This window comes from Coprobacillus sp., from assembly GCF_984815275.1.
The window spans coordinates 1-21,457 of sequence record NZ_CFJNYH010000018.1; the positions used below are offsets into that span (position 1 = coordinate 1).

At 30.4% G+C, this 21,457-nt stretch carries 22 protein-coding genes; 5 read left to right on the forward strand and 17 right to left on the reverse strand.

The annotated features are described in order from the left end of the window. Positions 1-30: 30 nt before the first annotated feature. A complete protein-coding gene (locus tag AC5M21_RS07740) occupies positions 31-906 on the forward strand; it encodes a LysR substrate-binding domain-containing protein (protein WP_493531483.1) in 876 nt (291 codons plus the stop codon). Between the two features lie 11 nt (positions 907-917). Here AC5M21_RS07740 and AC5M21_RS07745 read toward each other — a convergent pair whose 3' ends face one another. The 8 genes from AC5M21_RS07745 to AC5M21_RS07780 form a co-directional block, all read right to left on the reverse strand. After that, positions 918-1,577 carry an MBL fold metallo-hydrolase gene (locus AC5M21_RS07745; protein WP_008787151.1) on the reverse strand — a complete coding sequence of 220 codons (660 nt, stop codon included), beginning with the start codon at positions 1,575-1,577 and terminating at the stop codon, positions 918-920. A gap of 184 nt (positions 1,578-1,761) precedes the next feature. Beyond that, a complete protein-coding gene (locus AC5M21_RS07750) occupies positions 1,762-3,360 on the reverse strand; it encodes a permease-like membrane multi-spanning protein (RefSeq protein WP_008787150.1) in 1,599 nt (532 codons plus the stop codon). Next, positions 3,353-4,066, reverse strand: a complete 714-nt coding sequence (locus AC5M21_RS07755; RefSeq protein ID WP_008787149.1) for an ABC transporter ATP-binding protein — start codon at positions 4,064-4,066, stop codon at positions 3,353-3,355. The genes AC5M21_RS07750 and AC5M21_RS07755 overlap by 8 nt, the downstream gene beginning before the upstream one ends. A gap of 73 nt (positions 4,067-4,139) precedes the next feature. Beyond that, positions 4,140-4,775 (reverse strand): SdpI family protein, encoded by a 636-nt coding sequence (locus tag AC5M21_RS07760; RefSeq protein WP_008787148.1) that lies wholly within the window; start codon positions 4,773-4,775, stop codon positions 4,140-4,142. Next, the gene (locus AC5M21_RS07765) at positions 4,772-5,044 is read right to left on the reverse strand and encodes an autorepressor SdpR family transcription factor (RefSeq protein ID WP_008787147.1); all 273 of its coding nucleotides are present in this window, start codon (positions 5,042-5,044) and stop codon (positions 4,772-4,774) included. The genes AC5M21_RS07760 and AC5M21_RS07765 overlap by 4 nt, the downstream gene beginning before the upstream one ends. Before the next feature lie 155 nt (positions 5,045-5,199). Beyond that, positions 5,200-5,469, reverse strand: coding sequence for a phosphocarrier protein HPr (locus tag AC5M21_RS07770; RefSeq protein WP_008787146.1), 270 nt, complete (start codon positions 5,467-5,469; stop codon positions 5,200-5,202). A 191-nt stretch (positions 5,470-5,660) separates the two neighbouring features. After that, the gene (locus AC5M21_RS07775) at positions 5,661-6,707 is read right to left on the reverse strand and encodes a class I SAM-dependent methyltransferase (protein ID WP_044927313.1); all 1,047 of its coding nucleotides are present in this window, start codon (positions 6,705-6,707) and stop codon (positions 5,661-5,663) included. Between the two features lie 10 nt (positions 6,708-6,717). Beyond that, a complete protein-coding gene (locus tag AC5M21_RS07780; RefSeq protein ID WP_008787144.1) occupies positions 6,718-8,235 on the reverse strand; it encodes a WG repeat-containing protein in 1,518 nt (505 codons plus the stop codon). Positions 8,236-8,339: 104 nt separating this feature from the next. On the opposite strand from AC5M21_RS07780, the gene AC5M21_RS07785 reads away from it, so the two are divergent. The 4 genes from AC5M21_RS07785 (at position 8,340) to AC5M21_RS07800 (ending at position 10,069) form a co-directional block, all read left to right on the forward strand. Beyond that, positions 8,340-8,879: a nitroreductase family protein gene (locus AC5M21_RS07785; RefSeq protein ID WP_008787143.1), complete on the forward strand. Its 540-nt coding sequence runs from the start codon at positions 8,340-8,342 to the stop codon at positions 8,877-8,879. A gap of 93 nt (positions 8,880-8,972) precedes the next feature. Next, the gene (locus tag AC5M21_RS07790) at positions 8,973-9,395 is read left to right on the forward strand and encodes a LytTR family DNA-binding domain-containing protein (RefSeq protein WP_008787142.1); all 423 of its coding nucleotides are present in this window, start codon (positions 8,973-8,975) and stop codon (positions 9,393-9,395) included. Between the two features lies 1 nt (position 9,396). Then, positions 9,397-9,879 carry a hypothetical protein gene (locus AC5M21_RS07795; protein WP_008787141.1) on the forward strand — a complete coding sequence of 161 codons (483 nt, stop codon included), beginning with the start codon at positions 9,397-9,399 and terminating at the stop codon, positions 9,877-9,879. A 55-nt stretch (positions 9,880-9,934) separates the two neighbouring features. Further along, positions 9,935-10,069, forward strand: a complete 135-nt coding sequence (locus AC5M21_RS07800) for a hypothetical protein (RefSeq protein ID WP_017143961.1) — start codon at positions 9,935-9,937, stop codon at positions 10,067-10,069. Between the two features lie 877 nt (positions 10,070-10,946). Here the strand turns inward: AC5M21_RS07800 and bglX are convergent. From bglX to AC5M21_RS07845, 9 genes are all read right to left on the reverse strand, one after another. Next, on the reverse strand, positions 10,947-13,151 hold the full coding sequence (gene bglX, locus AC5M21_RS07805; protein ID WP_008787139.1) for a beta-glucosidase BglX: 2,205 nt from the start codon (positions 13,149-13,151) through the stop codon (positions 10,947-10,949). Positions 13,152-13,164: 13 nt separating this feature from the next. After that, a complete protein-coding gene (locus AC5M21_RS07810; protein ID WP_008787138.1) occupies positions 13,165-14,430 on the reverse strand; it encodes a PTS sugar transporter subunit IIC in 1,266 nt (421 codons plus the stop codon). A gap of 168 nt (positions 14,431-14,598) precedes the next feature. Continuing rightward, positions 14,599-15,426, reverse strand: a complete 828-nt coding sequence (locus tag AC5M21_RS07815) for an alpha/beta hydrolase (RefSeq protein ID WP_008787137.1) — start codon at positions 15,424-15,426, stop codon at positions 14,599-14,601. Between the two features lie 17 nt (positions 15,427-15,443). Continuing rightward, positions 15,444-16,292 carry an AraC family transcriptional regulator gene (locus AC5M21_RS07820; RefSeq protein WP_008787136.1) on the reverse strand — a complete coding sequence of 283 codons (849 nt, stop codon included), beginning with the start codon at positions 16,290-16,292 and terminating at the stop codon, positions 15,444-15,446. A 19-nt stretch (positions 16,293-16,311) separates the two neighbouring features. Beyond that, the gene (locus AC5M21_RS07825) at positions 16,312-16,686 is read right to left on the reverse strand and encodes a hypothetical protein (RefSeq protein ID WP_008787135.1); all 375 of its coding nucleotides are present in this window, start codon (positions 16,684-16,686) and stop codon (positions 16,312-16,314) included. 28 nt (positions 16,687-16,714) lie between these two features. Continuing rightward, positions 16,715-17,830, reverse strand: coding sequence for a C39 family peptidase (locus AC5M21_RS07830; protein WP_008787134.1), 1,116 nt, complete (start codon positions 17,828-17,830; stop codon positions 16,715-16,717). A 213-nt stretch (positions 17,831-18,043) separates the two neighbouring features. Then, a complete protein-coding gene (locus AC5M21_RS07835; RefSeq protein WP_008787133.1) occupies positions 18,044-19,675 on the reverse strand; it encodes a transposase in 1,632 nt (543 codons plus the stop codon). Positions 19,676-19,764: 89 nt separating this feature from the next. Further along, on the reverse strand, positions 19,765-20,523 hold the full coding sequence (locus tag AC5M21_RS07840; RefSeq protein ID WP_008787132.1) for a ChbG/HpnK family deacetylase: 759 nt from the start codon (positions 20,521-20,523) through the stop codon (positions 19,765-19,767). Further along, on the reverse strand, positions 20,520-21,428 hold the full coding sequence (locus tag AC5M21_RS07845; protein WP_008787131.1) for an ROK family protein: 909 nt from the start codon (positions 21,426-21,428) through the stop codon (positions 20,520-20,522). Before AC5M21_RS07845 ends, AC5M21_RS07840 begins: the two co-directional genes overlap by 4 nt. Positions 21,429-21,457 lie beyond the last annotated feature (29 nt).

A 21,457-nucleotide genomic window follows, 5' to 3' on the forward strand; every position in this document is an offset into this window, starting at 1 on the left:
TTATATTATAATCTAAACGAGGTGATTATAATGATAGATATAAAATCGAAAACATTCATAGAAGTTGTAGATTGCAAAAGTTTTACGCGAGCAGCTGAACATCTTCATTTAACACAACCAGCAGTTACACAGCATATCAAACAATTAGAAAACTATTATCAATACAAACTTATTCAAAATCCCCATAAAGAGTTTCAATTAACTGAGGCTGGACTACGTTTGTATGAATACGCTAAAATTCAAGTTCAAAATGAAGAAATTTTTGAATCTCAATTGTATAAAGTTGCCATACCTCTAACAATTGGATCCACATTATCTATTGCTGATTATTATCTTCCTGAAATTCTTGGACAATATCTAACTTCATCTTCACAACGATGCCAGATTTATGTAAATAATACACAAACATTAGTTCAAAAAATGATAGATGGAGAAGTTGACTGTGCCTTTGTTGAAGGACAATTTGATCCACAACTCTTTACCTATCATCTTTTTAAAAATGAGAAATTTATTCTTGTCGCTCATAAAGATCATCCTCTTGCTAAGCAGAAAATTACATTTGATGAATTGCTTACTTTCCCACTTTTTATTCGTGAAGAAGGTTCAGGAACAAGAGCTATTTTAGAAAACTATCTACTCCAAGAGATTTACACACTTTCATCATTTCAAAAAGTCATTGAAGTCCAGAGTCTAACAATGATTAAGAAAATGCTAGCATGTACACAGGGAATTAGTTTTTTGTATGAAGGGGTTGTCCATCATGAACTTCTAACTGGTGAATTAACACAGATCCATTTGGAGAATTTTGAACTTATAAGACCAATGCATTTTATTTACTTAAGGAATAATATTAATAAACAAAAATACAGTGCCTTCTTTAAAAATATTTATAGAGAAAAACTGTAACAGAGTTACAGTTAAGCATAAAATGAAATATATTTTCCCTTATATTCTTTACAAGGGAGTCTTGGATGGAGAGTTCCTTGTAACTCTCCATTTTTTAATGCTATTGCATCTTCTATACAATACTCAATATATTCATGACTCAATGGATACTCATGATGACTAGGCAAAATAACATCTATATCATCTTTTTCTTTCCATAACTTCTTAAGACTTCGTATATACATATTTAAATCTCTACGATCTCCAAACATATAAATAGGTCCTTTTTGGATTGTATCACCGCTGATTAGCAATTTGTGACGCCTATCTAACAAAGCAATACTACCAGGTGTATGTCCAGGAATTTCAATGACTTCAAAACAATATTTCCCTGCTCTAATATATTCACCCTGTCTAATATTATAAGTTTGTACATCACTTGGAATTAAATTCTTGTCTCTTTCATGAACATAACATTCTTCAAAATCACATAAGCCTCCTCGATGATCTCCATCTCCATGGGTCAGTAAAACTGTAATCGGTAATGATGTAATTCTCCTTACAACATCAATAATATGAGTTCCTGGAAATCCAGTATCGATCAATAAAGCCGTGGTCCGACTTAAAAAAAGAAATTCCCTCACTTCCCCATCGTCCAATATAAATATATCATTATAAAGCGATACTTGCATCCTTATCAGCTCCTTATCATAATTGTAACACAAGAAAGAGATTGATTGAAAATAATTTCTATATGTTTCATCTATTATACGTTATCATTTGATGACCATCTAGGTTTAATATATCAATAAAATAATACTTGTATTTCATAATATTTTAACATAATGAATGAAAAAGAGAGAAACATTATTCTCTCTATAATTCATCAAATCTGCGAAGTCCCCAAGTCATTAAAACATAATATAATGCTATACTTAATGTAATAAAGATAGCAATCATAAGATACATATAGCTATTTAAATCAAAGATATTAGCAAACAATCCCAGATACCCACCAACTATTACAAATACCAAGCCCATAGATATAAACATTGTCATCATAACTGGCATACTTTGTTTAACACACACTGTCTCATTCACCCAATCAAATTTTGGCTTCCATAAGTTAAGAAGTAAACCTAACACTGCAATAAAGAATGTAAACAGAACAGGTACAAAAACAACAATAATAGCATCTAATATACTTAGCTGAAATAAAATAACTTCAACGATTGAAAAGAATATCCCAGCTGGAATACATAATACAAGATGCATTCCTAATTTTACAAGTAAAATATCTTGAGTAGCAATTGGTAAAGATTTAATGATCCATAAACGATCTCCTTCTAATGAAACTGAGGAAGCACTAATAATATTCATTGATCCAATTCCTATTCCCATCACACATAGAATTGGTGTTAGCATAGATTCAATACCAGGTAATTCTCTTAATAACATATCTATTGTATCCTTATACATAATCAATGCTATACCACCAATGATTGTAAAGATGATACCAATTGCTCCATTCAACATAACCATTGCATTAGAAGTAAAATGTCTAACTTCTCTAATTAATAATGCTTTAAACATAGAATTTTCTTTCATAGGTTTTTCGACATATTTAATTTTCTTTGTTTTTGGTTGACTTGTTGCTAATTTAACAAAACTTATTGACAAAAGATAGATAACCAATACAAATGGTATCAAAACACAAAGAAGGTAAATCAACAAACTTATAAAGTTTCCTTCATTTAATGCTATTGCAAGATGATAAATTGGAAAAACACCTTGTTCTATCGCCTGTGCAATACTCTTTCCATTCGTAATTAATAAACCTATATATTCTTGAATAGAGGATACTGCATACAAGTAAATACCAAAGAATCCAAGTGATAGAACTAATGTCACAATATTCTTTCTTCTTACATGTCTCATAATATTTGCCATTAACCACCCAAATACACATGAAAGTGCCAATACAAAAAGTGGTAAAGTTAAAAAGACAATAACAAACATAAGGATTTGTACAGCATCCATACCAACAGATGTCAAATAAACATAAAGTGCTGGTCCAGCAACTAATATTTCATAAATATAATTTAAAATTAAAATAACAAAAACACGACTTAATAAAATATCTCTGTTTGAGATAGGCATAGATAACAATAAATCATTATCTTTAGCCTGATATATTTCATGTTGTGTCAAAAAGACACTCCCAACAAAACATAACATAATAATCATTAAACTCATTAAAGCAAAATATAGCCAATCAATCCCCATTAAATGTAGTGGTTCAATTAATGAAGAAAATAACATTCCAAACATACCACAGAAGACAACACCCACATAAGCAAAAAGAAGTCCCATCAAGACAATCTTTCCAATTGAATTACCTTGATTTTTCTTACTGCTCTTTGTTTGCCTTAATAAGATCCCTTGTAATCTTATCTTAATTAAAGTCTTAAGCATTGTCGTTCTCCAACTCTAAGAAGACATCTTCAAGAGAATCATTACCTATAACATCTTGAGTACGACCACTAATGACTAATTTACCCTGTTTAATAATTGCTATTCTATCACACAATTTCTCTGCAACCTCTAAAACATGCGTTGAAAAGAAAATAGCACCACCTTGATCACAATGTTCTCTCATCAATTGTTTTAAAAGATGAGATGCCTTAGGGTCAAGACCTACAAAAGGTTCATCCATAATAATTAATTTTGGATTATGAATAAATGCTGAAATGACTGCAAGTTTTTGTTTCATCCCATGTGAATAAGCACTAATTGGTTGTGCGAGATCAGAAGTTAATTCTAACATATCAGCATATTTCTTTATACGTGCTTCTCTATCAGTTTTTGAAACCTGATAAACATCAGCAATAAAATTTAGATACTGAATACCAGTTAGATATTCATATAAATCTGGATTATCTGGTATATATGCCATAATTTTTTTACATGCCATAGCATTTGTTTTCATTGACTGATTATCAATAAAAATCTCACCTTCATCAAATGGTAAAATACCTACAACAGATTTTAATGTCGTTGTCTTTCCAGCCCCATTATGACCTATAAATCCATATATATGCCCATCTTCAATTTCTAAAGACAAATCATCAACAGCTTTATATTGATCATATTTTTTTGTTAAATGTTCTATTCTTAACATAATATCCCTCTTTTCTTATAAATAATTATTAAAATTATTTATATTATCATTATATATTTAAGTTATTCATAAATCAATCTTTTTCAGTTTCAATTCTCTTAAAAACTATATAAGAATAAATAAAACTAAACACTGCATCAATAAGCAATCCAACGATAACAACTATAAAACTATAAGGCAATTCCAACAATCCATACACTGCAATAATAATACCTACAATCACAAAAGAATATCCACCTATTTTATGCGTCTTCTGCCATACATATTCATTTGATAATGTCCATGGTGTCTTAATTCCTAAAAAATAATTCTGTGGCAAACGTGGCATATAATTTCCCATTCCTATAATTAATATTCCTAATAACAATAACATAATCTTTTCTCCATTGGCTTTAGGAAAAAAAGTCATATAATAGAAAAAACAACATAGAAGAATAAAAAAGAATGACAAACCATATCGAAACAGATCATATGTTTTTTCCCGCGATTGAAAATTATGTCTTTTAGGGTCCACCTTCTTTGCCAAAAGCATTCCATAATACAAAAGAATAGGAATTATAGCAAGAATAATCAGTGTATAACGACTTCCATATCTATCTATTTCCCAATTTCCATTCCAATGGACTGGAACTGATTCTGGCAATAAGAAAATTGCACCTATAAAAAGACCTGTTACACACCATATAAAAATATCATATGCTTTTTTCATTTCTCATTTTCCCCCATACTTGTAAAGTTCATAAACCACTTCATCATATCCTGAAAAACTGACATATCTAAGCTATAAACAATATTTTGGCCATGACGTTCATCAACTATCAATCCACTATTCTTGAGTATAGTTAAATGATGAGAAATAGAAGGCTTTGTTATATGAAAGTAATCTGCTATTTCTCCTGCATTCAAAGATTTCTCTTGTAAAAGTTCTAATATCTTTCTTCTTGTAGGATCACTCAATGCTTTAAAGGCATCTCCCATTTTCTCACCCCTTTAATATTTAGACAATTGTCTAAATATCTAAACAAATCATATCACTACTTATATTTAAAGTAAAGAAAAATCATACCTATTGGTATGATAATATAATAGGACCACATTTCTGTGGTCCTAAGTATATTTTGTGTTGCTAGTTATTATTCAGCAACTTTTTGTTCTTTGATAACTTTTGCGATTGAAGCAATTACATCTTTTTCGTCTTCACCTTCAGCAATAATTTCTACTGTAGCTTTAGTAGGAACACCTAAAGACATAACACCCATAATAGATTTTAAGTTAACTTCTTTACCGTTATAACTTAATTTAATATTACTAGTGAATTTGCTAGCTTGGTTTACTAAGATAGTTGCAGGTCTAGCGTGTAATCCAACTGGATCTGAAACTACAAAAGATAATTTTTCTGCCATTTATAGACTCCTCCTTAATAATTTATAGTCTTATTATAACACAATTAATTTACATTTCCATATATTTTGCAAAGAATTTATGCGCTTTCACAATATTTTTTTGTCAAGATTATTTATGGTATTTTCGCACGACATCTTCTTAGGAATAGCGACAGCAATAAGTGCTGATATCAAGCAGAAAAAGCGTATCTCTAGGCTTTTTGAGCAACAACTAAAAATCTGTGTGTTGTCATTTCATAAAAACTTTTTTCTTTAATTTCTTTTAATGCTTTTAAGTAAAAAATTTGATATTTATTGATATCAGCAATATCTGGTGAATATTTTTTGAAATAACTATGAATTGCTTGAATACTATGAAAACGCAATGTTCCATAGTCATCTATCTTCTCAACAATTCTCATACCAATGCTTTCTAAAGTTCCTGCACATGCATATGCATCCCAAGAGCCTTTCATACGAAATGGCATATAAATATGTAAAAATTCTTTGAGATTCGCAGTTCCATTTTGATTAACAACAAAATAACCACCCGGCTTTAAAACTCGCTGTATCTCAAGTTTGTCATAATTTGAATATTGACACATCACAACATCCATCTTTTCATCTTTAAATGGCATCTGCCCAGATGGTGTATACTTTAAAACTTTAACAGGCATATCAGCAAATTTATTTTGAACACTTGTTATATCTGAATAAGGCTCAATAATAAATGTTGCTTCAGGAAGAGGCTTAAAATTTTTAGCCAGTTCCCCTTGATCTACTGATAAGAAAGAGACATGATCTGTTGGTTGAACATATTTTGATAGGATGATTTCTTCATCGTATTGTCTTGGTGATTCTATCCATGATTCATCCATTGTCATTGTTTCTGCAATTTCTAACAATTCATTTTTTAAAAGAGTTGCATTTTCAATGTCTTTTTGACATCTTTTTTTACTATAAACAAGAATTAAATATTGTACAATAGCATCAGAGACAATTCCCATTGCTAAAAATAATACAAAATAAATAATCCAAGACATACTGAATATAGGTTCTGGACTTGATATTAAATAACAAATAAAGCAAATAAAGAACATATATCCAACACGATGATAATTAAATGGTTTCTTTAATGACAAAAACCAATTCATATTATTCTCTTTTGACATCTTGTTTCTTGTTATCTCAAAGAAAACCAATTGCATCAAGAATAAAACTCCTATAAATGAAGCCAATAAAATAAATAAGTATTCCATAAAATCTCCTTTATTTAATTTCTTCTCCTTCAAAAGTAAAATATTGATTATCAACTTTAAAGTATCCCTTTTCGCTTAAAGTTACACTACCTTCATGAGAAAAAATTTCTTTCATTTCATCTTCAATATCATAAACAAACGATCTTCCATTCTTACCTAATATCAAATAATCATGACTATCATAATTGACAATAGCTTCAGTTGGCAAACTTGTATATTCCATCGGGAAAATCTCTCCAGCATCTTTATCTAAGATACCAAATGTTCCATTTTCATTATAGACTGCATAATATGAACTGCCTATGTACTTGATTTGATTATAAACATCTTTTGTTAAAACTTTACCAGTTTCATCAATTAATGAATACCCCTCTTCTTTACTTTTCACAATAGCACGCCCATTCGCATCAAATGGTTCAGCCGCCAAAAAAGTCTTATCAATAACTTTTTTGTTATCAAAGTTATAATACTGATATCCTTTATCTCTTATATAGACAGGGAAAATCTCATAATATACATGATATGCTACAGGATATAACTGGCAATTTTCAAAATCACCTGTTGATTTTCCATCTTTGAATATATGATGAGGTCCATAGATATCTGTCGAACGTGCAACATATGTATAAGCTGACATATAATAACTTGTCATCAATACTGGAGCTTTTCCAACTTCATAAACAAAAGTTTTATTATCATTTGTTAAAACAATATTTCCTGTTGAATCAAATGATGCTTCCTTAATAGCAATTGTATTTTGATAATATTTTTTATGTTCAAAATCTATATAAATCATACTTTTGGTTGCCTCATCATTTAAAACAACACCTTTATCATTTTGAGCCAAAAATTGAAATGTTCCTTTTTCATTAATTGTTAATTCAATATTATTCTTTTCATCTTGTTTATCAAAATAATAATAATTCTCATTTTTTTCTAAACCAAGAATAACACTTGTACTATTCTTATATTGATTTGCATATCTAACAATTTGAATATCATTGTATAATATTTCACCATTATGATAGAGAACGATATAAGTATTGTCTTTGAGGATAATTGGTAATCCGCTTTTCATAATTCCTGTTTTTTCATCAGCAGAATAAAGAACCTCTCCTTTATTATTAAGAACATAAAGATTATTCTTTATGAATGTTTGAGTTGGTGTAGTTTGTTTCTCTTCCTTTTTATCTTTATCATCTTTTTTTTCTTTTTTGACTTCAACCTTTTTTGTGGCATATAACATTTCATCTACAGCTTCTAAAGTTTCATATGTTCCAGGTTTAATAATTTCATCACCTTTATCAGAAATAACCCCTTTTTGATCATTTGCATCAGTCACAATATATCCAATTCCACTCACTTCTTCAAATGTTTTATAACTATACTCTGTGAGTCTTTCTCCATTTTGATTATATAAAGCATACAACGTATTATCACGTGTAACCATAAATGTTGTATCTTTCTTTTGTTGTGAGCATCCTACTAATAACATCATAGCAAGTACCAATACAAGTAGTTTCTTCATAAACAACCTCCTTAATATCGACAATAGTATAACATAAATATTTGGTATTATCATTGTTTTTTAACATAAGAGGGCTATAATATTATACAGAGGAGGTATTTCAAATGAATGAAACATTAAATACAATAATGACAAGAAGAAGTTGTCGTCAATATCAAAATGAGTGTATCAAAGAAGATGAACTTATAACAATTCTTGAGGCTGGTATTCAAGCCCCAAGTGCCATGAATCAACAATTATGTGAAGCTTTTGCTATTATAAATAAGGATTTAATTGATGAACTTGCAAAGGCAATTAAAGATGTTTTTGATGAACGTGGAGATAAAAAACCTGAAACCTATCATTGTGCATATCATGCACCTGTCTTGGTTATTGTTAGTGGTCCTGAATACGATAGTCGCCGTGTTGAAGATGGAAGCTGTATGTTGGAAAATATGTTTTTAGCAGCAACAAGTTTGAATATTGGTTCATGCTGGATTAATCAATTAAGAGATACACAGAATGTAGATGAAGTCAGAAATATCTTAACACGGATTGGTATTCCAGCAAATCATCAGGTTGTAGGTTGTGCAGCTTTAGGCTATATATCATCACAATCAACAATTAAAGAAAAGAAAAAAGAAAGAATACACATTGTCAAATAAAATGTAACTCAGTGACTTTTCTAAGTAACTGGGTTTTCTTTTATAGATAATTATACAGAATACATATATAATACGCCTAGGGAGTGATTTGATATGAAGATTAAAAATGATACGAAATCATTATCAATTGGTATTGAATTTGATTCTTTTGATGAAAAAGATAAAGTTCTTGCTTCTATCCAAAATATGAATACAAAAATACCCTGTTACAAAAGAGAGAAAAAGTATTTATTAAATATAGATTCTATTTACTATATTGACTTAATAGATAAAAATACATTTATTTTTACAAAAGACGACTGTTTTGAATCTCCACTTTGGTTATATCAAATAGAAGAACTATTAAATGAAGATTTCATAAGAGCAAGTAAATCGACACTCTTTAATATGCAGCATATTAAAAGTTTAAAAGCTGATATTGGTTCAAGAGTTATTGTTTATTTAGATAATGGTGATCAAATACTTGTATCTAGAAAATATGCAAAAGAATTTAAAAAAAGATTAGGAGGTGTTTAATATGGATTCGATTTTTGATTTCATTCTCAATATTTTGAAAAAAACTGTTATGCCTTTTACAGTTTCTATAATATTTTTAACCATTTTTGGATATTTTTTTGGAGATGATATGGCTCAGATTTCACCACTATCTACAGGAAGTGCAATTTCATATATAACTATTTTTCAATTACTTTCTTTAAGCATTTTTATTGGTTTTATAAATACTTTATTTGATTCAACTTATTTTCTAAGAAAAATACTTTTTCTATATAAAAATATTTTAAGAATTATTATTATTGTATTTATCACTATTATATATATTGTTTTATTTGATTGGTTTCCATTAAATAATATTCTAGCATGGATTGGATTTATTATTGCTTTTGGAATATGTTTAATCCTATCTTTATCAATTAGTTTGTATATTACACATAAACAAGACCAAGAATATCAAGTTCTTCTCAAACATTATCAAAAAAAGAAAACACAAAAACGTAATTAATATTCTGTATATTTTTTTAAGATAATCACATAATGATTGTAGGAGTGATAAAAAAATGATTGATAAAAGAAAAAATGTTAAAAAAGAAGCCCCTGCTAAAAAGACGGCTTACAACAATCAATGGACGAATAATTCATTGAAGTATTACCCTGATGAGCGACCACGACAAGATGGCCCAGGCGGCAATTAATATATTTTTCATTTCGATGCGAGCACTATAACACAGGCTGATCCCCTGTGTTTTTATATATTTAAAAAAGTAGACTTCTCAACAAAAAATATAAACATATGTCTTACTTGTGTCCTTAAACAATTCATTTTCAATATCATTTCTATCTTTTTGTGAAACTGCATTTAACGACTCATCCATCAAATATATCTCTTTATTTGATAATGTATTGATATAAGTCGATCCGCCTTAGGATTTTGTATCATGATAATTATATAAGTCATTATTGATTAAAGCATTTCTTATTTTATATGCTTTTTTATGAATAACTATATTTCGAATATTACAATATATAAATCCTAACAGATAGATAATAAGAAGTATAAAACTTATTATTAAAATCAACATAACTAAAGAATTAATAGTAAAATCTTGTTCTAATCCAGAATCAAAAATATATTGAAAACAAAATGACTTTATTATATTTTCAGCTATAAAAAAAGGAAAATTCAAGACTATACCAATTATATATATCATATTTATTGACCTGCCTTTCTAAACCATCTCGTTTTACCTACACTATTGCGTATATTTCATTTCACTTAATATCACTTATAACTTTTTATTTGAATGATAAATGATATTTTCGACATCTTCATTTTAAATCAAATATACTGGTTGTGACAACATATTCTGGTTTGCAAAGTAGCAACCATGAGTTGTACCAGTGATTCTCCAAATTTCACTTACATAACAGAAACTTTTTGTACTATTACTGACTTGACTAGCTTTTCCTAGAACTGTCATTTTATTGTAAATGTTCTGTCTTTAATAATTAGGGATACTTATAGGAGAATAATAGCACCAAATATTATGTTGATTACAGCAAAAAAGAGTCCTAAGACTCTAGTGTAAAGATTTGCTTATTTTGAGTATTGCTGTCATGACCAATGAAGATGTGGAATTCTCCTGGTTCACTTGCAAAACTCATATCCTTAGTTATAAATCTTAGCATCTCTTCTTTGATTTCAAAAGTTACTGTTTGAGATGTATGAGGTGCTAAATATACTTTTTGCACTCCTTTGAGTTCTTTGACTGGTCTCACTACCGAACCAGCAATATCTCTTATATAAAGTTGAACAACTTCTTCTCCTGATATATCTGAAGTGTTGCTCACAGTCACACTGGCAGTGATTGTAGAATCATTTGTCAGAGTTGTCTTGTCTAAAGTGATGTCACTATATTCGAATTCACTATATGATAACCCATAACCAAAACAGTAATAAGGATCATTTGGTATATCAATATATCGTGATGTAAAACGTTTGCTGTGTGTACTTTCTAAAGCAGGTCTACCTGTACTCATATGATTATAGTAAATTGGGCATTGTCCTACTGAATATGGAAATGTCATAGACAATCTTGCACTTGGATTGACTTTTCCATAGACGAGATCAGCAATACCATCACCACCTTCAGTACCAGGAAACCAGCATTGTAAAATTGCATCACTATTTTCTGCAACATCTTTTAATGCTAATGGTCTACCACTAAAAACAAGAGTCACAACTGGTTTTCCTAATTTCTTTATGGCTTTTAAAAGTTCTAGTTGAACTTTTGGAATTGTAATATCTCCTCTTGCACCACCTTCACCACTTTGATGTGAATGTTCACCAATAGCAACGATAACCACATCAGATTCTTTAGCAATATCTATAGCCTCTTGAATTTTTTCATCTTTATTTCCAGTTAAGTTTGTTTCTTTTTTGCCATATCCAAAGCTTTCAAATAGACTATCATCATCCATCATAGGATAACCTTCAGCACATTTGACATGTTTTCCTTGTTTTTTTAGGCCATCATAGATTGTCACAACCTTGTCTGGATCCACATTAATCGACCACATTCCACTTAAATTCTTATTAGAAGCATAAGGTCCAACAACTGCGACTCTTTGATTCTGATTGATAGGGAGGACAGAATCATTTTTGAGGAGGACGCATGTTTTGCTGACAACTTCTCGTGCGACTTTTCTAAATTCATCACACATGACATATTGTTGTTCTTCTAATTCATTGGCTCCACGATATGGATTTTCAAAAAGCCCTAAATCATTCTTAAGTTTTAATACTCTTTTCACTGATTCATTAATAAGCTGAATATCAATTTGACCAGATTCTACTAAATCTTTTAAGTGATTTGAATAGGTTGCCGTCATCATATCAATGTCACAACCAGCTTCGATTGCTAATTTGGCAGCTTCTTCATAATGAGCAGCAATACCATGAGGAACTAATTCTTTAACTGCTGAGTGATCTGAAATAACAACTTCATCGAATCCCCATTCATCTCTTAGGACATCTTTAAGAATCCATTTATTAGCAGTCACAGGGATCCCATCAATTGTATTAAATGATGTCATAACCAAATGACATCCTGCATCAATAGCAGCCTTATAAGCTGGTAAATAGGCTTCTCTTAAAGAACGTTCCCCTAATTCCACAGTGTTATATTCTTTACCTGCAAGTGGTGCACCGTATCCAGCAAAATGTTTAACACAAGACGCAATTGTTGAGTGAGGATCATTATTTCCTTGATATCCTTCAACCATAGCTTTGGCATATTCACAGTTGAGAAAGTTATCTTCACCATAACTTTCCATAACACGTCCCCACCTTGCATCTCTAACCATATCTACCATTGGTGAAAAGGTAATATGAATCCCAGAGACTGCTGCTTCTTTCGCTGCTATTTGAGCAGTTTTCTTAACTAATTCAGCATCAAATGAACACCCTAATCCTAATGGAATAGGAAAGATTGTCTTAAATCCATTAATAATATCTGCCATAAATAACATTGGAATCTTCTTTTCACTTTTTTCTAAATAAGCATTTTGAAGCGTTTTTAATTCTTTTGCTCCTAAAGTATTTAAGATAGAACCTGTTAAATGAATTTTATCTTTATCAATACCAATTTTTTGCACTGGTCCAGTTGCAACCTTTTCATTACTATCAAAGAAATTTCCATTTAATTGTACCAATTGACCAATCTTCTCATCTAATGTTAAACTTTCTAATAATTCATCTAATTGTTCTTGTTTCATAGAATACCTCCTTCTACTTTGCAGCTTCTTGTTCTAATTTATATGCATCATTATCAGCTTTTCTAAAGAATGGATACCATACCAATCCAAGAATCACCATAACAACAATTTGTAAAACAACTGCTTGCCAACTGCCTTGAATAGCAGCATGGAATCCAATTGGTAAGCCAAAAATTGTTGATGCTCCCATTAATGTAGGAACTAATCCAGAGGCAATGGCTGCATATGAAATTAATATAGCAATCACATTCCCAAATACAAACGGTATAAAGAATGTAAAGTTTAAGACCAACGGTGTCCCAAAAATAACTGGTTCAGTAATTCCAAATAATGCTGGAACTAAAGATAAACGACCTAAACTCTTATATTGCGATGACTTTGCAAAGAAAGCCATTAAAATAACAAAACCTAAGACACATCCCCCAAAAGTAAATGTTTCAAAAAATGCCTTTCCAATAATATTTGTGCCTGCTCCAATTCCATTTTGAGCAACAGATGCTTGATTTGCTAAATCCAATGTTAACCAAATTGGTGTATAAATAGGTGCAATAACATTTGTTCCATGAATCCCAAAGAACCATAACAATTGAGCAGCAATTGTAAAAATACACATAGCCCATAAATTTCCACCTAAACCTTGTAAAGGTATTTGAATAATTGAATAAACAAATTGATGCATACAACCATAACTTGTTTTTGCAAAAAGACCACTTATAACAATAAATAAAACAGCAACAATCATTCCTGGTACCAATCCTTCAAAAGTTCTTGAGACCATTGGTGGAACACTATCAGGCATTTTAATTGTCCACCCTTTTGCTTTCACAAAGACAAAGATTTTTGCAGTAATAATTGAAATAATCATAGCTGAGAAAACACCAGCAGCCCCTAACCAAGTTGTTGGAATAGCACTGATTTTATCAGCAGTAGCACCTATTGGTGTCACAATTAAAAAAGACATTAATCCAACGACTGCAGCTGCAATTCCATCTTCTTGTGAATTATATGATTTTACTAATGCATTAGTCACCATAACAACAATATACAAAGCAAGACATCCAATTGTAAAACTATTCACATTTAATAATATTGATGTTATTCCTAAAGCTTCAACCGCATTTCTGACTGCCTCTACTGGAAATACAACCAATAATAAACATAAAGAACCAACCAAAGTCACAACAATAGATCCCATCATCCCCGAAGATATTCCTTTTAATGTTGGATTGTTTGCTAATCTTGTCATATAAGGATTTAACTTCTCAAATATTTTTTCCATCTTTTCTTTTCCTCCAATTTATGTTAGCGCTTAACATTACATTCCTATTATAATTGATTTTCAATAGTAGGTGCTACGCTATTTTTGCATAAAAAGAGGTCAATAATTAACTCCTTATAATCTCTGCAGTCAATTATTAACCTTAATATCGTCATTTTTTAATATTCTTTAAACACCAACATTACCACTACTTATTCCTTCTTCTTTATCATTCAAAGGTAACCACTCTAATACTCTATAAATATATCTATCCCAGAAATCCCATTCATGTTTTCCTTCACCTTCTTCATACAAAACATCAACTTGATGATTCTTTAAATAATCTCTAAAATCTCTATTCACTTGAAGAAGACGATCATCTTTTCCACAAGCCATGTAAATTTTTGGCATTTCTTTTTGATTAACTTTCAATAATAGTGCTTCATAATCTTTATCACTACCTTTAACTTGATCTAAATCACCAAAAACACTTTCTAAATAACTGCGTTTATTCAGATAAGGGATATCATCCCCATCTTTAGCATTGGGTAAACTATCAATTAATAAAGCTGATGATAATGCTGCAATACATCCAAATGTTTTATAATATTTCAAACCATTTGTAATTGCTCCATATCCTCCCATAGATAGACCAGCAATAAATGTATCTTCTTTTTGTTTGGAAAGAGGAAACAATCTTCTTGTTACATCAACTAACTCTTCACCTATAAACTTTGAATAATATTCATGTGACTTTTCATTATCAACATAAAACTTATTCTCTCCTGAAGGCATAATGACTGCTAAATCATGATCTTGAGCCCATCTTTGAATTCTTGTTCCACAAATCCAATCTGTATAATTACCAAAGATTCCATGTAATAGATACAATGTTTTATATTGTTTTCTTTTGAATTCTTGTTCTTCCTCTATAACTTTATCTACTGGAATGAGTGCATTTATTGTCACTGTTCTCATCAATGACTGTGAAAAAAAATCAACTTTTATTAATGCCATATTCAACATCTCCTTCTTTAATTGTCATTTTTAATACTCTTTCGATATGCACTTGGTGTGAGTCCATATGTTTCTTTAAATAATTTATTTAATGATTTTACATTAGCAAAACCATTATTTTCAGCAATTGTTATTATGGAAAGGTCAGTACTCATAACTTGTTTAAACGCTGAGTTTAAACGAATACTATTCAAATATGTTAAAAAAGTACTTCCTGTATACATTTGAAACATTCTTGATAGATATTGTGGAGAATATCCAAATTCAGATGCAACTTCATTGAGTGTTAAATTATATTGATAGTGTTCTTTTATATATTCACAGATTTCTGATAAACGATCTAAATATTTTTGACTTTTAATATCTATATTTTCTTCTTTAACCCTAAAATTTTTAACAAGTAAATATCCTAATTCAAATAAAAGTGAATAAACTTTTAAATAATATGCATCATCTTTTCTTTCACTATAAAGATACATTTGATACAGCAATTCTCTCATTGCTGAAAAAATTTTATTATCTTTTAATTCCAAAGTATTACAATGTATATATAATGATTCATTATTAGAAAATGTTTTTAAAAAATCGCCTGGTATTTGTAAGACTATGACTTCATTATCTTCAGGACTCTGTGTTGAATGAACTTCTTTAGAATTAATATAAATAAAATCGTTTCTATTCAATTCATATTTCCTTTTATTCATCCAAATATTTAATTTTCCTCTTCTTACATAAAGTATTTCTGCTGAACGATGCCAGTGTGATGGTATAATGCGTAAATCATTATGAGCAGAAAAACTAAAGATTTTCACAGGAATACTATCGTTAGGCATAATGAGTTCGTGTTTATATTCTGTTTGATTCATTACTCATAATTTCCTTTCTTTATTGAATAGGTTTGCCTATTCTTTTTTCTTTTCGCCATTGTGGAACATCACCGTCTTCACCCCAATATTCATCAAGCGATGTAATTTTATTATCTACTATCTCAAAAAATGAAACAACGTGAAATGAGGCATCACTTGAATAAACATGCGTGACTGTAACAACAGTATGATTCAAACACTCAATACGTTCAACTTTTCCACACCAATTGCCAGGATAATCACAATTTGCTCTTATAAACTCGTTAACATTAAATTGTTCATTAGAATCATGCCAACGAATATAAGCATTTTCATAAAAATATCTTTTTAATGCTTCTTCTTTTTGTTTTGCAACATCTTCCCAATACTGAATTATAAATAATTGAATATCCATCTTTACTCTCCTTTATTATATATTGATTCTATTCAACACATATAGCAAACTTCATAGCATTATATGCCAAAGCAAAATCTTGAAAAGAAACTTCTTTTAATTCTCTATTCATTGGGTCTTGAATATAAAAAATTTCTTTATTCATATCATAGCCATTCACCAGAACAATATGGAGATTCTTGACAGCCTGTCCGAAATAGTAAGTCTTCAATTGTGGTTCATAAAGATTACCTGTAACCCAAGCAACAACAGGATGATCATTAGTCAATTCGTCTCTTATATCAGCTAAGTCAGAACCAGATATATCACGAAGACCCCCATAATCTTTAGCATATTGAATAAGTGGCGTAGGAAAAATAGTATAGTAATCATCTGCTTGACTTGGCAGTCCAAAAGGATCTCCAGAAAAACCAAAGTATGGTGATTGACTGCTAGGTTGCCGCCTAATAAAATCAACTAATTCTATATTGACTTTTCGCTTATACTTTAATGCCATATAGAGTGCAGTTGTCTCACAACCATTTGGTGCATTGACATCCATTTGATTATAGTATGGAACATCTATGAAAACAGTTTTTTTATTTATAGAATGAACTTTTTTCTGAACATGAACAGTAATATTTCTTTGAGAAGACAATTGATTATCTTTTGTCATTGCTTTTATTATTAGTGAATATGTTCCTACTTTATGAATATCAATATTTGATGAATCAAATTTAGTTTCTTTTAATTCACTATAACAAATCATACGATATTTCTCTTGAAAATCATATTGTTGTCCCTGTTGAAGATAAAGAGTATTTGGACCTAAAATAACAGGCGCTCTTGTTTGTATAACTTCAATTGGAAATTCAAGAACTTCACCTTGATATTTTATTTGAGCCTGATAAATTCCAACATCTTCATATGAATGAGATTGATTTGATTTTTGTAATGACATAATACTATTTCTTTCAATGTCTTGAGTTTGTTTGGCTGTTAACCCATCAAAATTCAAATACAGTTTTGCCTCTAAAGGAATTTTATTTCCTAATTCTATTTGAAATGTTTCTTGTTTTGGTTTTAATATTTTATCTTTTTGACAACCTGTTAAACCAAACAAGCTGATACCTATACATAAACATATTTTAATCCATGCTTTCATTTTCTCACATCACTTTCACGAGTTCTTATTTATTTTATCACTTCCAAAAGAAAAAGGGGCTGTAACGAAAATAACTTTTTAAAGAGTTGATTTCTTTCAGCTCTTTTCTTTTTATGTTTTTGATGTAAAAAACATCTTCTTTCATTTTGAAGATGAATATTGTCGTTTTTATATCATTTTCAGCTGTTTTTGGGCGCAATATCCCTATATCACTCAAATCTCATTTTTTATGTACATAACTTTAAAGTTGAGAAGTTCTTTTTGCCTTTTTTTCTCTATTTTTAGTCGATACCTATGATATTTAATTAGATTGTATCCTAAGTATACTATGAGAAATTCCATTTTTGCATTTTTTACTCCTCCTCTTGTCAATCTTGTAAATTTCATGTCCTGCTTTATCACTCCAAATGCTCCTTCTACCTGTATGCTTCTTTGTTTCCTTAGCTCTTTTCCAAATTCAATAAATAGATTTTTATCAACAACTGCATAGAATTCATCCAGTACTGTATCTCTTATCAGTACCTTCCTATGATTTTTCCTTTTGCAGCATTCTTCCTTATAGGGACATCCCTCGCAGCTTTCTTGGCTTGTCATTTTTTGCTTTATTTTCAGATATTCTCCACTTTCATCATATATGTCTCCAATATGACAATCAAAAACTAGCCCTCCTGGACATACTTTATACCCATTATTATTCTTTTCCCAGTTATATGGATTGAACTTCTTTTTTATGAATCCTGATTCATTCTTCTTTGCATACATTCCATATTTCATATATAGATCCATTCCATGGGTTAGGCAGTACATATAGTTATCTTCACTTCCATATCTGGCATCTGCCATTGGATATATTGGATATCCTCCTGTGAATTTCCTATATCGTTCCGTGAATGGTATAAATGTCTTTGCATCTGCTGGTCGCTGAAACAAATCTGCATTGACTATGATGCCATCACTTACTGCTATCTGTGCATTATAACATGGTCTACTCAACCCGGTATTGCAGTAATAATCCATCTTTGTTGCACACATTGTGGCATCATGATCAGTCTTTGAACAGCTGTTTCTATCTTTTCCTATGACAGACAGCCAATATTCATATTCATCAAGCTTCATATAATATTCAAGAAACAGGTCATACCATCTTTGAATATCATTTTTTCTTCTTCCTCTTCCATAGACTGGTTCAATGTATTCACTAACCATCAGTTCCATGAGATACTGCACAATATATCCTATTTCCTGTGCACAGTAAAAATGATGATATGGAAAGTCAAAACCACTTTCCATGTTTACCTCAATGATTGCATGCGTTATTTTAGAAAACAATCTCATTCTGGCATTGAGTATTCTTGCCTTATATACAAAGGGATATTTGTTAGCATTGGCTTCTATCTTTGTACCATCAATAAATTGAACTGTTTTATCAACATCCATGAGATGACAAATGTTGCCAACGACGTCAAAAAAGATATGTTCAATATCATCAATCAGATAATCATTCATGAGACGTTCAAACGTCATGAAGCTTGGTGTTTCCTCATTCATGATATACATGAATCTGATATCGTACCTACATAAGGATTGCAGATCCCTAAGATGGCATTGTCCAATCATTCTCGCAAAGAGGACAGCCTTCAAAAGCAAAACGTTATCATATCCCTTTCTACCTCGACGCTCATCTTTTTTTAAATACTTCTTAAGATTCACTCCTTCTAGCGCCTTTAAGAAAGAAACAACCTCATCATCAGGATTAATTTTTATACCTAAATCTAGTGGCAAAGATAACTGAAATGCGTTATAATTATCAGTGTAATTAGATTGTGTAAATGTGATGGTTTCCATAATCTAATTATACCAAAAAGGACAATGAGAATCATCAATTGATTTCAGTGTCCTTTTTGGTTGAGCTCATTTATGAAATATTTATTTCGTTACAGCCCCTTTTGATAATCACGAAAATTAACAACCTGAATATGATATTTTTCCAACCAATCTTTTAACCATTGACTACATAAAAACTCACATTCCATGGGTCTAATCAAGGTATAAGAAGAACGCTCTAAAATATATTGATCTAAAAAACCAGGATGAAATACAACAATACTACATTCATTCTTTTGAATATTCGCTAGTTGACTTTCAAAATATGTGTATGGATCATAAAGACCTTTTTCATCAAACGAAAAGAAATCTAAAGAATAAATATGATGCTGCTTTTGCCAGTTTGGATCCATAGGATTATCATAAAAAAGATGATGTCTTTTCGCAACATTTTCTAAGGCCTGTAAATAGTTTTTAGAAAAAACAGCATGTCCTTCAAAATATTCTGGTTTCTTTCCAGTTATCTCTATAAATCTTTTGAGTTGGGCTTCAATCTCTAATTCACATTCCAAAATATCAATTATATCCTCTTGTCGATGATTGATATCATGACTCGAATAAAATTCACCATTATCATTAACCAAAGATGGAATGAGGGCAGGATTACTGATTGGTTTTCCTAAACAGATATTTGTATGTTGTCCCAGGCAAATATCAATATCCTTTATCAATTGATAACCATGTCTGGCACTTTCCATATTAGGCATTATTCCTACACAGCTCAATGCTCCATCCTGAATAGATTTTAATAGACCATAATTTACTCCCTCACTTATACCTAAATCATCACCACGAAAAATCATTTTCATAGTTTTTCACCACCTTTTTGAAATAATTGACAATATGTATAATAAGCTCCAATTAAATTAGAATCATTATGATATTGACAAGTTTTCACTTGAGGCTTTCTAAACAGATAAGCCTTTGTAAAGATTTCATCAATCTTTTCCTGAATTTTTTCTACAAACAATGGGTCTTGGCTGATTCCTCCTCCAATACAAAAACATTCAGGATTCATGATACAATCAATGTTATAACAAAATTTTGCTATAGCATCAAACCAATCCTCTAACACAACAACAACTTCTTCATCCTGCTGACGATAAAGCTGCATCATTTGTTCACCATCAATATTTTCATCTTCTTTCATGTTTTGTATCTTTTTTACAACTGCTAAAGTTGAATACTCACCAGCAAAGCTTTGATAATTTCCTTGATGCAAATCTACAAAAACAGGACTAAATTCACCGGCAATCAAATCCAATCCACGTAAAACCTGATGGTTCATAACGATACCACCCCCAACTCCTGAGCCAAAAATAAAAACGACACAACTTTGACAATCTTTAGCTTGTCCAACCCATGATTCACACAAAGCCGCTGCTTTGCCATCATTTTCAACCGATACAGGTAAATGATCACATAATGCTGAAAGTTTTTCAGCAAGTTCTAAACCTTCCAAATAAACAAGTGCTCCACTTGTTAACATCACACCTTTTTCAATATCTATTTTTCCAGGTACACTCATCGCAATTCCCTGGATATTTTCATTTCTATATGATAAATAAATATTTTGTAATGTCTTAAAAAAATGTTCTTGAGATTCATAAGGTGTTTTGATTTTAGATGTCTTTGTTAACTGACATTCTTCATCAATCAAACCATATTTGATAAAAGTTCCACCTACATCAATCACTAGTACTTTCTTTTCCATTTTGTCCTCCTTATAAAATAAGGACTTTT

Coding starts and splice junctions, on each gene's coding strand:
- AC5M21_RS07740 (WP_493531483.1), top strand. CDS start 31: ATGATAGATATAAAATCGAAAACATTCATAGAAGTTGTAGATTGCAAA.
- AC5M21_RS07745 (WP_008787151.1), bottom strand. CDS start 1,577: ATGCAAGTATCGCTTTATAATGATATATTTATATTGGACGATGGGGAA.
- AC5M21_RS07750 (WP_008787150.1), bottom strand. CDS start 3,360: ATGCTTAAGACTTTAATTAAGATAAGATTACAAGGGATCTTATTAAGG.
- AC5M21_RS07755 (WP_008787149.1), bottom strand. CDS start 4,066: ATGTTAAGAATAGAACATTTAACAAAAAAATATGATCAATATAAAGCT.
- AC5M21_RS07760 (WP_008787148.1), bottom strand. CDS start 4,775: ATGAAAAAAGCATATGATATTTTTATATGGTGTGTAACAGGTCTTTTT.
- AC5M21_RS07765 (WP_008787147.1), bottom strand. CDS start 5,044: ATGGGAGATGCCTTTAAAGCATTGAGTGATCCTACAAGAAGAAAGATA.
- AC5M21_RS07770 (WP_008787146.1), bottom strand. CDS start 5,469: ATGGCAGAAAAATTATCTTTTGTAGTTTCAGATCCAGTTGGATTACAC.
- AC5M21_RS07775 (WP_044927313.1), bottom strand. CDS start 6,707: ATGGAATACTTATTTATTTTATTGGCTTCATTTATAGGAGTTTTATTC.
- AC5M21_RS07780 (WP_008787144.1), bottom strand. CDS start 8,235: ATGAAGAAACTACTTGTATTGGTACTTGCTATGATGTTATTAGTAGGA.
- AC5M21_RS07785 (WP_008787143.1), top strand. CDS start 8,340: ATGAATGAAACATTAAATACAATAATGACAAGAAGAAGTTGTCGTCAA.
- AC5M21_RS07790 (WP_008787142.1), top strand. CDS start 8,973: ATGAAGATTAAAAATGATACGAAATCATTATCAATTGGTATTGAATTT.
- AC5M21_RS07795 (WP_008787141.1), top strand. CDS start 9,397: ATGGATTCGATTTTTGATTTCATTCTCAATATTTTGAAAAAAACTGTT.
- AC5M21_RS07800 (WP_017143961.1), top strand. CDS start 9,935: ATGATTGATAAAAGAAAAAATGTTAAAAAAGAAGCCCCTGCTAAAAAG.
- bglX (WP_008787139.1), bottom strand. CDS start 13,151: ATGAAACAAGAACAATTAGATGAATTATTAGAAAGTTTAACATTAGAT.
- AC5M21_RS07810 (WP_008787138.1), bottom strand. CDS start 14,430: ATGGAAAAAATATTTGAGAAGTTAAATCCTTATATGACAAGATTAGCA.
- AC5M21_RS07815 (WP_008787137.1), bottom strand. CDS start 15,426: ATGGCATTAATAAAAGTTGATTTTTTTTCACAGTCATTGATGAGAACA.
- AC5M21_RS07820 (WP_008787136.1), bottom strand. CDS start 16,292: ATGAATCAAACAGAATATAAACACGAACTCATTATGCCTAACGATAGT.
- AC5M21_RS07825 (WP_008787135.1), bottom strand. CDS start 16,686: ATGGATATTCAATTATTTATAATTCAGTATTGGGAAGATGTTGCAAAA.
- AC5M21_RS07830 (WP_008787134.1), bottom strand. CDS start 17,830: ATGAAAGCATGGATTAAAATATGTTTATGTATAGGTATCAGCTTGTTT.
- AC5M21_RS07835 (WP_008787133.1), bottom strand. CDS start 19,675: ATGGAAACCATCACATTTACACAATCTAATTACACTGATAATTATAAC.
- AC5M21_RS07840 (WP_008787132.1), bottom strand. CDS start 20,523: ATGAAAATGATTTTTCGTGGTGATGATTTAGGTATAAGTGAGGGAGTA.
- AC5M21_RS07845 (WP_008787131.1), bottom strand. CDS start 21,428: ATGGAAAAGAAAGTACTAGTGATTGATGTAGGTGGAACTTTTATCAAA.